The organism is Streptomyces sp. NPDC036984 (genome assembly GCF_055607665.1).
Genome location: NZ_JBVJRL010000004.1, coordinates 550482 through 562406, shown reverse-complemented (window position 1 = coordinate 562406; position 11925 = coordinate 550482). Strand labels below are relative to the sequence as shown.

General features: G+C 71.9%; 8 protein-coding genes. 3 read left to right on the top strand and 5 right to left on the bottom strand.

The window, feature by feature from the left end:
- Positions 1-371: 371 nt before the first annotated feature.
- The 4 genes from ACZ7DL_RS11930 to ACZ7DL_RS11915 all read right to left on the bottom strand — a co-directional run bounded on the left by ACZ7DL_RS11930 (position 372) and on the right by ACZ7DL_RS11915 (position 5212).
- The gene (locus ACZ7DL_RS11930; RefSeq protein WP_470773561.1) at positions 372-1589 is read right to left on the bottom strand and encodes an MFS transporter; all 1218 of its coding nucleotides are present in this window, start codon (positions 1587-1589) and stop codon (positions 372-374) included.
- A 91-nt stretch (positions 1590-1680) separates the two neighbouring features.
- Positions 1681-2730: an endonuclease/exonuclease/phosphatase family protein gene (locus tag ACZ7DL_RS11925; protein ID WP_470773559.1), complete on the bottom strand. Its 1050-nt coding sequence runs from the start codon at positions 2728-2730 to the stop codon at positions 1681-1683.
- Between the two features lie 189 nt (positions 2731-2919).
- Positions 2920-3549 (bottom strand): TetR/AcrR family transcriptional regulator, encoded by a 630-nt coding sequence (locus tag ACZ7DL_RS11920; RefSeq protein ID WP_470773558.1) that lies wholly within the window; start codon positions 3547-3549, stop codon positions 2920-2922.
- A 76-nt stretch (positions 3550-3625) separates the two neighbouring features.
- Positions 3626-5212, bottom strand: coding sequence for an MFS transporter (locus tag ACZ7DL_RS11915; RefSeq protein ID WP_470773557.1), 1587 nt, complete (start codon positions 5210-5212; stop codon positions 3626-3628).
- A 204-nt stretch (positions 5213-5416) separates the two neighbouring features.
- Between ACZ7DL_RS11915 and panB the strand changes: the two genes are divergently transcribed.
- The 3 genes from panB (at position 5417) to ACZ7DL_RS11900 (ending at position 8641) form a co-directional block, all read left to right on the top strand.
- Positions 5417-6283, top strand: a complete 867-nt coding sequence (gene panB, locus ACZ7DL_RS11910; protein ID WP_470773556.1) for a 3-methyl-2-oxobutanoate hydroxymethyltransferase — start codon at positions 5417-5419, stop codon at positions 6281-6283.
- Positions 6284-6797: 514 nt separating this feature from the next.
- Complete coding sequence (locus tag ACZ7DL_RS11905) at positions 6798-7823, top strand: ATP-binding cassette domain-containing protein (protein WP_470773555.1); 1026 nt, start codon at positions 6798-6800, stop codon at positions 7821-7823.
- Positions 7820-8641, top strand: a complete 822-nt coding sequence (locus ACZ7DL_RS11900) for an ABC transporter permease (RefSeq protein WP_470773554.1) — start codon at positions 7820-7822, stop codon at positions 8639-8641. The genes ACZ7DL_RS11905 and ACZ7DL_RS11900 overlap by 4 nt, the downstream gene beginning before the upstream one ends.
- A gap of 13 nt (positions 8642-8654) precedes the next feature.
- Here the strand turns inward: ACZ7DL_RS11900 and ACZ7DL_RS11895 are convergent, their stop codons facing one another.
- Entirely contained in the window at positions 8655-11912 is a 3258-nt protein-coding gene (locus ACZ7DL_RS11895; RefSeq protein WP_470773553.1) for a BTAD domain-containing putative transcriptional regulator, read from the bottom strand.
- Between the last annotated feature and the right edge of the window lie 13 nt (positions 11913-11925).

The window sequence follows — 11925 nt, the reverse complement described above, 5'->3', positions numbered from 1 at the left end:
GCTGGGTCATGTCGATGCGTGCCAGGGCGGCCTGCGAGTGCCGCAGGATCGCCTCGGTGGCGCCCCAGGCGACCAGGGCGATGGGCCGCTGGCCGAGCGTGGTGGTGCTGTGCTGCGGGGTGCTTACGGTCGTCGTGATCGCTAAGCTAGAACCTCAAGTGTGGTTGAGGTCAAGGCTGGTTCAGATCATCATGGCTGCGACGGTGCAGCGCCAGTGGGTGTCAGAAGCTCCTGCGCGGTGGCGCTGCCGCCATGAGATGCGAGGAACTTGCCGTGCGTCAAGTGGCAACTATGCTGGTCGCAGTCCTCAACGAGCGGCTGTGGCCAGCACTTTCGCAACAGACCCTAGCTCTCTCTGCCGGCCCCCGGCGTCAGTGGTGCAGCGCCCCCGACTCCTCCGGCACGTGGGACGTGATCACCCGGCCCGCCGACGGAGTCTCCCGGCGGCGGTCCACCGCGTACGCCAGGCTCGCCACACCCAGGCCCAGGACCGCCAGGGCCGCGCCGGCGAGGGCCGGGGAGGTCGTGCCGAAGCCCGCCGCGAGGGCGAGGCCGCCGATCCAGGCGCCGCCGGCGTTGGCCAGGTTGAAGGCCGCCTGGTTGGCCGAGGAGGCGAGGGAGGGGGCCGCCGCGGCCTTCTCCATCACCATCAGCTGGAGCGGGGAGCCGGTGACGAACGCCGCCATGCCGAGCAGGGTCACCGCGAGGGCCGCGCTCCACTCCGCGCGCATCAGCACCGGGAACAGCACCAGGACCACGGCCAGGGCCACCAGGCCGCCGAAGAGGGTGCCGCGCAGTGAGTGGTCCGCCAGGCGGCCGCCCAGCAGGTTGCCGGCCGTGGCGCCTACGCCGAAGAGGGCCAGGAGCAGGGTCACGTTCGTCTCCGCATAGCCCGCCGTGTCCGTGAGCATCGGGGTGACGTAGCTGTAGGCCGCGAACAGTGCGCCGAAGCCCGCCACCGTCGTACCGAGGGCCAGCCAGACCGGGACGGACCTCAGGGCCGCCAGTTCGCCGCGCAGGCCCGTCGACGTCGCCGAGTGCTTTCGGTCGTGGGGGATCAGGAGGGCGAGCGAGGCGATGGCCGCCAGGCCGATCACGCTCACAGCCAGGAAGGTCGCACGCCAGCCGAGGTGCTGGCCCATGAGGGTGGCGGCGGGGACGCCGGCGATGTTGGCGACGGTCAGGCCGAGGAACATCAGGGACACCGAGCGGGCCTTGCGCTCCGGCGGGACCATCGCCGTGGCGACGACCGCGCCGACGCCGAAGAAGGCACCGTGCGGCAGGCCGCTGAGGAAGCGGGCGGCCAGCAGGGAGCCGTTGCCGGGGGCGAACGCGGAGAGCGCGTTGCCGACGACGAACAGGGCCATCAGCGCGATGAGGACCGTACGGCGGGACATGCGGGCGGTCAGTGCGGCCAGCAGGGGGGCGCCTATGACCACGCCCAGTGCGTACGCCGAGACCAGGTGGCCGGCGGCGGGGAGGGAGATGTCCAGGTCGTCCGCGACGTCGGGCAGCAGGCCCATCATCACGAACTCGGTCGTACCGATACCGAAAGCGCCGACGGCCAGTGCGAGCAGGGCCAGGGGCATGAAGGGCCTGTGCCTTTCAGGGAGAGCGGAGGTCCGTACATAATAAGTTCAGCTACGGAACAAAGGCTCCCAGGCCCCGTATTCCAGCGGGTTACGACGACGTGTCGAGCTTCACACGAGCCGCCACCGGCAGATGGTCGCTGTTGGTGCGCGGCAGCGTCCAGGAGCTCTCCGGCTCGACGCCCTTGACCATGATCTGGTCGATCCGCGCCATCGGGAACCTCGCCGGCCAGCTGAACCCGAAGCCGCTGCCGGCCGCGCCCTGGGTGGAGCGCAGCTGCGAGGTGACGGCGTTGAGCGAGCGGTCGTTCATCGTGCCGTTGAGGTCGCCGAGCAGGACGACCCGCTTCAGGGGCTCGTGGGCGATGGCCTCGCCGAGCGCGTCGGCGCTCTTGTCCCGCTGCCGGGCGGTGAACCCGGCCTCCATCTTCACCCGCACCGAGGGCAGATGGGCGACGTAGACCGCGACCGGGCCCTCGGGCGTGGCGACCGTGGCGCGCATCGCCCGCTTCCAGCCGAGCTTGATGTCGACGGCCTCGACGCCGGTCATCGGGTACTTGCTCCACAGGCCGACCGTGCCGACCACCGCGTGGTGGCCGTACGTCGGCGCGAGCGCCTTCTCGTAGACGGGGACGGCGGAGGCCGGCAGCTCCTCCAGGGCCAGCACGTCGGCGCCCGAGGCGGCCACGTCCTGGGCGGTGGCGGCCGGGTCGGGGTTGTCGGCGTTGACGTTGTGGGTGGCCACCATGAGGTCGCCGCCGCTGCCCGACTTGTCGGTGAGCAGCCCGCCGAAGAGGTTGAGCCACACGATCGCCGGCAGCAGTACGGCGATGAGCGCGGTCGCCGACCTGCGGACCGCACCGAGTACCAGCAGGACCGGGATGGCCAGGCCCAGCCAGGGCAGGAAGGTCTCGGTGAGACTGCCGAGGTTGCCCACCCGGTTCGGGATGTGGGAGTGCACCAGCATCACCAGGGCGAGCAGCAGCGCGAGCACGGCCAGTACGATGCCGCGGCGCCAGATGCGCGGATCGTTCCGCCAGCCGGCGAACAGGCGGTGCGCGAGACGTCGAAGCCGGGATCCCGGTCGCTCGGGCTCCGAGCCGCCGCCCGCCGTCTCCGTCATGTACGCCTGCTGCGCCATACCGTCTGCCTCACTGCCTGCCGTGCACACCGTTCGTCCCCCCGTACTCATCCGACCCTAGGGGATGATCGGCTCCGTTCCCGCCGTCCTGTGACGGTCGTACGGAAGACGAGGACGAGCAGGCCGGGGGCGGGAGTTCCGGTTATCCCCGGGACCGGTGTGGTCTGTGACGAAACGCGCACATAGGTGCTACGAGGCTGTCGAGCTGACGGGTCGTAGGCCTTCGAGAACCGTGTCGACGATCTGCACCGCCAGGCCCTCGGGCAGGTCCGCGTCCGGGCGCATGACGGCGCGGACGAGCATCGGGCCGACGAACATGTCGTTGGCCAGCTCCAGGTCGACGTCCGCCCGGAGTTCGCCGTTCTCGCGTCCGCGGCGCAGCACGTCCAGGACCAGCTCGCGGCGGGGCCCTATCACGCAGGTGTGGTACGCCGACCAGATCCGCGGGCTGCTCTTCATCTGCGCGTACACGTTGTGCAGGATCACCGACGAGCGGGTGGCCAGACCGCGCTGGCGCAGGGACTCCAGCAGCACGACGAGGTCGTCGCGCAGGGAGGTGCCGGGGAGTTCCGGGTCGGGGGGTTCGGCGGCGCGCACGACGTCGACGAAGAGTTCCTCCTTGCCGCTCCAGCGGCGGTAGATGGTGGCCTTGCCGACTCCGGCCGTGCGCGCGACCCGCTCGATGGAGAGCTCGGCGAGGGGGACGCCCTCCTCCAGGAGCTTCATCACGCCCTCGATGATGGCGCGTTCCACGGCTTCGCTGCGCGGGCGACCCCGCACCGGGCTGTCCGGGCGCGGCGGCCTGTCGGCAAGGCTCACGTCGATCCGTCCTCTCACTGTGCTGCGGGAATTGTCCCGCAGCCGCCTCCTTCCCCCGTGGAACCGCTCGCCGGCGTCAGTCCGCCGCGGCGACCAGTTCCGGTTCCTTCTTCTCCTGTGGATCGGCCGGCGGCTTGCCCGGCAGGAACAGGGCGGTCACCACCGCGCCGATCAGCGCGACGCCCGTGCCGCACAGGGCGGTGATGTGCATGGCGTGCAGGAACGCGTCGTTGGCGGGTGTGACCAGGGCCTTGCCCTGCGGGCCGAGCTTCTCGGCGACGCCGAGCGTGGCCGCGATGGACTCGCCCGCCGTGTCGCGCAGGCCGGGCGGCAGCAGGCCGAGCTTGTCCTCGATGCCGTTGCGGTACGAGGTGGCGAGCACCGAACCGAGGACGGCGATGCCGAGGGCGCCGCCGACCTGGCGGAAGGTGTTGCTGAGCGCGGAGGCGGAACCGGCCTTCTCACGCGGCAGGGCCTGCATGATGACGACCGAGGTCGGCGTCATGATGTGCGCCATGCCGGTGCCCATGAAGAAGAAGACGACCTCCAGCAGCCAGATGGGCGTGTCGGCCTCGAAGCCGGCGAACGCGGCCAGCGTGGCCGCGATCACCACGAGACCGGCGGTGGTGGTGGCCCTGTTGCCGAACCGGTCGACCAGCAGCCGGGCGCGCGGCGCGAAGATCAGCTGGGCGACGGCGAGCGGCAGCATCAGCACGCCGGACTCCAGCGGCGAGTAGCCGCGCACGCTCTGGGTGTAGAAGATGCCGAAGAACGTGACGCCCATCAGCGCGAAGAAGACCAGCGCGATGGCGCTCATGGCGGCCGAGAAGACCTTGTTCTTGAAGTAGGTGACGTCCAGCGACGGGTGGTCGCTGCGCTTCTCGAAGACGACGAAGGCGGTCAGGACGACGAGTCCGGCGACGATGGTCGCCAGTACCTGGGGGTCGGTGAAGTCGGCCAGCTCGCCGCCCTTGATGATGCCGTAGACGAGCAGGATCAGGCCGACGACGGACAGGACCACGCCGATCGGGTCGAGGCGGCCGGGCTTCGGGTCGCGCGAGTCGGGCACCAGCCAGGCCATCAGGGCCAGCGCGATGATCACGATGGGCACGTTGACGAAGAAGACCGAGCCCCACCAGAAGTGGTCGAGGAGCGCGCCGCCGGTGATCGGGCCGATGGCGATGGCGAGGCCGACGCCGCCGGCCCAGATGCCGATGGCCTTGGGCTGCTCCTCGCGCTCGAAGACGTTCATGAGAACGGCGAGGGTGGCGGGCATGACGAAGGCGGCACCGACGGCCATCAGCGCGCGGTAGGCGATCAGCTGGTTCGGCGAGCCGGACTCGGCGGCGAGCGCGGAGCCGATACCGAACACGGCGATGCCGCCGAGCAGCACCTTCTTGCGGCCGAGCCGGTCGCCGATGAGGCCGGCGGTGAACAGCAGCCCGGCGAAGACGAGGGTGTAGGCGTTGATCGCCCACTCGATCTCGCTCTGGGTGGCGCCGAGGCCGGTCGGCGCCGGGGTCGCGATGGTCTTGATGGCGACGTTAAGAATCGAGTTGTCGAGCACCACGATGAGCAGGCTCAGCATCAACACGCCGAGGATCGCCCAACGGCGCCGGTGAACCGCTTCCGGTATGCGGGAGGCAGGGACAGGACTTGTCATGTCTCCGAGCCTACGATCATTTCGATACGGAACGGTCTCGTATCTTATTTTCTTTACCGAGCCATTACGTGCAGGGCTCTGGTCTCGCGGGGACGGCCTGGATCACAGGACCTCCCCCTGGTCCTGACTGGCACGAGGTGCCACCATGGAGACGATCCGGGGACGCCGTCAGGGCGCCTCGAGATGACTGAAGGAGCCGTTGCCATGACGCAGCTTTCGGCTGCCCAGAACAAGCCTTCCGACGGCAGCAAGGCGCTGTACGGGGGGAAGGGCACCCGCCGCATCACCGTCCGCGACATCGCCCTCGCCAAGGAGCGGGGCGAGAAGTGGCCCATGCTCACCGCCTACGACGCGATGACCGCGTCCGTCTTCGACGAGGCCGGGATCCCGGTGATCCTCGTCGGCGACTCGGCGGGCAACTGTCACCTCGGCTACGAGACCACCGTGCCCGTCACCCTCGACGAGATGACCATGCTGTCGGCCGCCGTCGTACGCGGCACGCAGCGCGCCCTGATCGTCGGCGACCTCCCCTTCGGCTCCTACCAGGAGGGCCCGGTGCAGGCGCTGCGCTCGGCGACCCGGCTGGTGAAGGACGCCGGGGTCGGCGCGGTCAAGCTGGAGGGCGGCGAGCGCTCGCACGAACAGATCCGGCTGCTGGTGGAGTCCGGCATCCCGGTCATGGCCCACATCGGCCTGACCCCGCAGTCCGTCAACGCGATGGGCTACCGCGTGCAGGGGCGCGGCGAGGAGGCGGCACAGCAGCTGCTGCGGGACGCGAAGGCCGTGCAGGACGCGGGCGCGTTCGCGGTCGTCCTCGAACTGGTGCCGGCGGAGCTGGCGGCCGAGGTGACGCGGGTGCTGCACATTCCGACGGTCGGCATCGGCGCGGGGCCGGAGACGGACGCGCAGGTCCTCGTCTGGACCGACATGCTCGGGCTGACCTCGGGCCGGGTGCCGAAGTTCGTCAAGAAGTACGCCGACCTGCGTGAGGTCATGGGCAACGCGGTGAAGGAGTTCGCGGAGGACGTCGTCGGCGGGGGCTTCCCGCTGGAGGAGCACTCCGTCCACTGAGCCATTGCGGCAACACCCCGGCAGCCCCGTTGATCTTCCCCCGTCAGCGGGGCTGCCGCTTTGTGGGGGCACACGCCCCTGGGGGCTCCGCCCCCAGACCCCCCGACCTGTGCCCACCCACCACCCGTCTCGGTCGGCCGAGAGGGCGCCGTCAGGGCGTTCGTCTCGGCCGGTCGAGAGGCCGCCGTCACCGCGTTCGCCTCGGACGGCCGAGAGACCGCCGTCACCGCGTTCGCCTCGGACGGCCGGGAAGGCGCCGTCACCGCGTTCGGCTCGGGCGGCGCTGGGTGGGGTCTTCTCTCGGCCGGTCGTTTCGCGCCGGGTGGGTGCCTTCTCGGCCGAGCGAGTCGGGTGGGCGGGTGCCTTCTCGGCCGAGCGAGTCGGGTGGGCGGGTGGGCGAGCAGGGAGTCGGGCGGCGGGGTGGGCGAGCAGGGAGTCGGGGGCGAGCGGGGAGTCGGTGGGCTGTCGGTGCTCTGTCGGTGGTTTGTCGGTGGGGGCTGACACTGTCTCTGTCATGAAGCGAATCGATGACACCCCCGTCGGCGCAAGCCACGCAGTGACGGTACGGGGACTGGTCAAGCACTACGGCGAGACCAAGGCGCTGGACGGTGTCGATCTGGACGTGCGCGAGGGCACCGTGATGGGTGTGCTCGGACCGAACGGCGCCGGCAAGACCACCCTCGTGCGCATCCTGTCCACCCTGATCACCCCGGACTCCGGGCAGGCCACCGTGGCCGGCTACGACGTGGTCCGGCAGCCGCGGCAGCTGCGCCGCGTGATAGGGCTGACCGGGCAGTACGCCTCCGTGGACGAGAAGCTCCCGGGCTGGGAGAACCTGTACCTGATCGGCCGGCTGCTGGACCTGTCCCGCAAGGACGCCCGGGCCCGCGCCGACGAGCTGCTGGAACGGTTCTCGCTGACGGAGGCCGCCCGGCGCCCGGCGAGCACGTACTCCGGCGGTATGCGGCGCCGGCTCGACCTCGCCGCCTCGATGATCGGCCGGCCGGCCGTGCTGTACCTGGACGAACCGACCACCGGACTCGACCCGCGCACCCGCAACGAGGTGTGGGACGAGGTGAAGGCGATGGTCGGCGACGGCGTCACCGTGCTGCTCACCACCCAGTACATGGAGGAGGCCGAACAGCTCGCCTCCGAGCTGACCGTCGTGGACCGCGGCAAGGTCATCGCCACCGGTGGCATCGAGGAGCTGAAGGCCCGCGTCGGCGGGCGCACCCTGCGGGTGCGGCCGGTCGACCCGCTGGAGCTGCACCCGCTCGCCGGCATGCTGGACGAGCTGGGCATCACCGGCCTCGCGGCCACCACCGTGGACACCGAGTCCGGCACCCTGCTGGTGCCGATCCTCAGTGACGAGCAGCTGACCGCGGTGGTCGGGGCGGTCACCGCGCGCGGCATCACGCTCTCCTCCATCACCACCGAACTGCCCAGCCTGGACGAGGTGTTCCTGTCCCTCACCGGCCACCGTGCCAGTGCCCCGCAGGACACCGTGCCCGCCGACGACCGCCAGGAGGTCGCCGTATGAGTTCCGCCACCCTGTCTCCTGCCGCCGCGAAGGCGGACACGCCGATCTCGCTGCGGTCCCATCTGCGGCACACCGGCGCGCTGATCCGGCGCAACCTCCTGTGGATCCGGCAGGACCCGGAGTCGATGTTCGACGCCATCCTGTTCCCGGTCATCTTCACGCTGTTGTTCGTGTACGTCTTCGGCGGATCGATCGGCAAGGCCATGGGCGGGGGCCAGGACCAGTACGTCCAGTACATCGTTCCCGGCCTGATGGCCATGATGGGCATGAACATGGCCCAGGGCGTGGGCACCGGCTTCAACCAGGACTTCAACTCCGGTGTGATGGACCGCTTCCGGTCTCTGCCCATCGGCCGCGGCTCCGTCCTCTTCGCGAAGATCGCGGTGGAGCTGATGCGGATGCTGTTCGCGACCGCGGTGCTGATGGTGGTCGCCGTCCTCGTGGGTTACGACATCAAGCACTGGGCCGGTCTGCTGGCCTCCGTGGGCCTGTCCGCGGTGTTCGGATCGTCGCTGATGTGGGTGTTCCTCACGCTCGGCGTGACGATGAAGAGCGCGCAGTCCGTGCAGGCCATGGGCTTCCTGGTGCTGATGCCGCTGCAGTTCGGCTCGTCGATCTTCGCGCCGCCCGCCTCCATGCCGGGCTGGCTGCAGGCCTTCACCGACTACAACCCGCTGTCCACGCTGGCCGACACCGCGCGCGGCCTGATGGAGGGCGGCCCGGTCGCGCACGACCTGTGGGTGACGCTCATCTGGTCGGTGGGGCTCACCGCGCTCATGGCGCCGGTCGCGATCCACAAGTTCCGCACCAAGAGCTGACGTTCCCGGACGGTCAGACCAGGGCGGTGGCCTCCGCGAGGGAGAGGCCACCGCCCTCGGCGTACGCGGTCTCGTAGGCCGGGCCGTCGAGGTACTCGCGGATCCGGGCCTCGGTCAGGTCGAGCATCCGGCGCTCCACACCCGAGGACACGTGCCCGGGCGGCAGCATGGCCTCGCCGGCGGCCAGGCAGCGGGCGGCGTCGGCGGCGCGGCACCCGCCGTCGATGCGGGCGAGGGCCATCGCGGCCACGGTGAGGCAGATGGAGTCCAGGTGCGGGATGATCGCCCGGGCCAGCGGATCGGTGGCCAGCTCCAGTGCCCGGCGCGTCCGGGTCAGCGCCTCCTCGCCCCGCTCGTCCAGCGCGTCGAGGAATGCCTCCTGGCAGACGAGCAGGGCGTCGAAGACGACGAAGTGCGCGATCGTGAACTCCTCGCGCAGCAGCCTGAGTTGCTCGCGGGCCTCGGCGGTACGGCCGGTCAGCCCGAGCCAGGAGGACAGAAAGAGCCGGGCGGCGGGCATCGCCTCGCTGTGCGTGCCCTGCTGGTCGGCGATGACCTCGCGCAGCATCCGTTCGCCGCGCTCGCTGTCGCCCGCCTCCATCAGCACGCTGCCGAGGCGGGCGCGCAGGACGGCCACCTGGGCGCGGGCACCGAGGCGTTCGGCGTGCTCGATGGCTGCCCGGTAGTCGGCGGCGGCCTCCCGGTAGGCACCCTTGCGTTCGCGGGCCTCGCCGCGCGCCGACAGCGCCTCGGCGGTCCCCCAGGCGTCGCCGATCCGGCGGAAGATCTCCAGCGCCTCGTCGGCGTCACGGGCGGCGTCGCCGGCCCATGCGGCGCGGTTGGCCAGCAGGTTGGCGCGCATCTGGAGGGCGCCGGCCAGCTCCCACTCGTAGCCGGGGGTGTCCCGGCAGGTCTGCACGGCGGCCTCGATGATGGGCAGCAGCCGGTCGGCACCGCCGGTCAGCATCTCGGCGAAGAACCACATCATGCCGGGGGCGCGGCAGACCTGGGGCAGGCCGGGCTCGTAGACCTGCGTCACGGCGCGCAGCTTCGCCTTGGCCTCCGGGGTCTGCCAGGCCTCCAGGTCGGTGTCCATGACCGCGAGATGGCTGAGATGGACCCCGCGCCGCGCCTCCAGCAGCACCTCGTCCTCGTACGGCGGCGGGGCGGCGTTCGGGCGCTGCCACACCGGGCGGGCCCGGCGGACCGGCTCGGCGAACGGGTCGGGGCCGAGCGCCATCACCTCCTGGCACCAGGTGCGGATCTCGGTCTCCTGGTTGCGCATCTGCCAGAACCAGTGCAGGGACAGCACCAGACACAGCGCCTCCTGCTCGTCGCGCAGGGCGATGGCGTGCCGCAGCGCGGTGCGCAGGTTCTCGTACTCCAGCTGGAACCGGTCGATGGCGGCGCGCTGGTCGGGGCCGCGCAGCAGCGGGTCGGTGGTGCGGGCGAGTTCGCGGTAGTAGGTCAGGTGGGCGCGTTCGGCCTCGCTGCGGCGGCCGGTCTCGGCGAGCCGCTCGGCGGCGTACTCTGCGACGGTCTCCAGCAGCCGGTAGCGCATGCCGCCGTCGGCCGCGGGGGCGGCCACCACCAGGGACTTGTCGACCAGGGAGCCGAGTACGTCCAGGGCGGCCGGACCGCACACGGCCTCGGCGGCGGCCAGGTCGCAGCCGCCGGCGAAGACCGACAGCCGGGCGAGGACGTCCCGCTCGCCGGCCTCCAGCAGGTCCCAGGACCAGTCCACGACGGCTCGGAGGGTCTGCTGGCGGGGCAGCACCGTGCGGCTGCCGGAGGTGAGCAGCCGGAAGCGGTCGTCCAGCCGGTCCGCTATCTGGCGGGGTGTCAGCATGCGCAGCCGGGCCGCCGCCAGCTCGATGGCGAGGGGCAGTCCGTCCAGGCGGCGGCAGATCTCGGCGCACGCCTCCCGGTCGTCGTCCACCCGGAAACCGGGTCGGGCCGCCGCGCCCCGGTCGGCGAACAGCCGCAGCGCGACCGGCTCGGGCAGCGGCTCCACGGGCCGCACCCGCTCCCCCGGCACACCGAGGGGCTCCCGGCTGGTGGCGAGGACGGTCAGCTCGGGGCAGCGGGCCAGCAGCCGCTCGGTGAGCCGGGCGGCGGCGTCCACGACGTGTTCGCAGTTGTCCAGGATGATCAGCATCCGGCGCCGGGCGCAGTGCTCCACGAGCCGTTCGGCAGGGTCGCCGTGCCGGTCGGTGACCGCACGCATGCTCTCCACGCCGGCGCCGTGCAGCACGGTCTCGCGGGCGCCGATGGCGGTGAGCACGGCCTGCGGTACGGCTTCCGGGTCGTCCACCGGGGCCAGTTCGGCGAGCCACACGCCGTCCCGGACGGTGTGCCGTACCGCCTCGGCGGCCTCCTGCGACAGCCGGGTCTTGCCGGCGCCGCCGGGCCCGAGCAGGGTGACCAGGCGGGCCGCCGCGAGGTCGGCGCCGATGGCCCGGATGTCGGCTTCCCGGCCGACGAAGGAGGTGAGCCGGGCGGGCAGGTTGCCCGGGAGGGCCGGGGGATGCGCGTCCGCGGGGTCCTCGCGCAGCAGCTCGGTGTGCAGGGCGCGCAGTTCGGGGCCGGGGTCGGAGCCGAGCCGGTCCGCGAGCAGCCGTCGTACGTCCTCGTAGGCGGCGAGCGCCTGGGCCGGGCGGCCGGCGTCGCGCAGGGCGCGCAGCCGCAGTGCCTGGAGCGGCTCGTCCAGCGGGTGGCCGTCGCACAGGGCGGTCAGTTCGGGCAGTGCCTGCTCGGCCTGGCCGAGGGCGAGGGCGGCGGTGTGCCGGGCGCGCAGGGCGTCCAGGCGGCGGCTCTCCCAGCGGGCCGCCTCGGCGGTGTGGCCGGGCAGGTCGGCGAGGGCGGCCCCGCGCCACAGGGCGAGGGCGTCGTCGAGGACGGCGGCGGCCTTGGCCGGGTCGCCGTCGGCGAGGGCGGCGAGGCCGTCGCCGGTCAGCCGGTCGAAGCGGGTGAGGTCGACGTCGTCGGGCGCGGCGGTGAGCCGGTAGCCGCCGTCGGCGGAGGCGACGGCGCCGGCCCCGAGGGTGCGGCGGAGCCGGCCGACGAGCGCCTGGAGGGCTCCGGCGGCGTCGGCGGGCGGGTCGGCGCCCCACACCTCGTCCACGAGCACGCCGGTCGGCACGGTCCGGCCCGCCCTGAGCGCGAGCACGCTGAGCAGGGCACGCAGCCGTGTCCCGCCGACCGGGACGGCCGTGCCGTCGGGGCGGATCGCCTGGGTGGTGCCGAGCAGCCGATAGCGCACGGGGTCCATTGTCTCCGCTGTC

Coding starts and splice junctions, on each gene's coding strand:
- ACZ7DL_RS11905 (WP_470773555.1), top strand. CDS start 6,798: ATGAAGCGAATCGATGACACCCCCGTCGGCGCAAGCCACGCAGTGACG.
- ACZ7DL_RS11925 (WP_470773559.1), bottom strand. CDS start 2,730: ATGGCGCAGCAGGCGTACATGACGGAGACGGCGGGCGGCGGCTCGGAG.
- ACZ7DL_RS11930 (WP_470773561.1), bottom strand. CDS start 1,589: ATGCCCCTGGCCCTGCTCGCACTGGCCGTCGGCGCTTTCGGTATCGGT.
- ACZ7DL_RS11915 (WP_470773557.1), bottom strand. CDS start 5,212: ATGACAAGTCCTGTCCCTGCCTCCCGCATACCGGAAGCGGTTCACCGG.
- ACZ7DL_RS11895 (WP_470773553.1), bottom strand. CDS start 11,912: ATGGACCCCGTGCGCTATCGGCTGCTCGGCACCACCCAGGCGATCCGC.
- panB (WP_470773556.1), top strand. CDS start 5,417: ATGACGCAGCTTTCGGCTGCCCAGAACAAGCCTTCCGACGGCAGCAAG.
- ACZ7DL_RS11900 (WP_470773554.1), top strand. CDS start 7,820: ATGAGTTCCGCCACCCTGTCTCCTGCCGCCGCGAAGGCGGACACGCCG.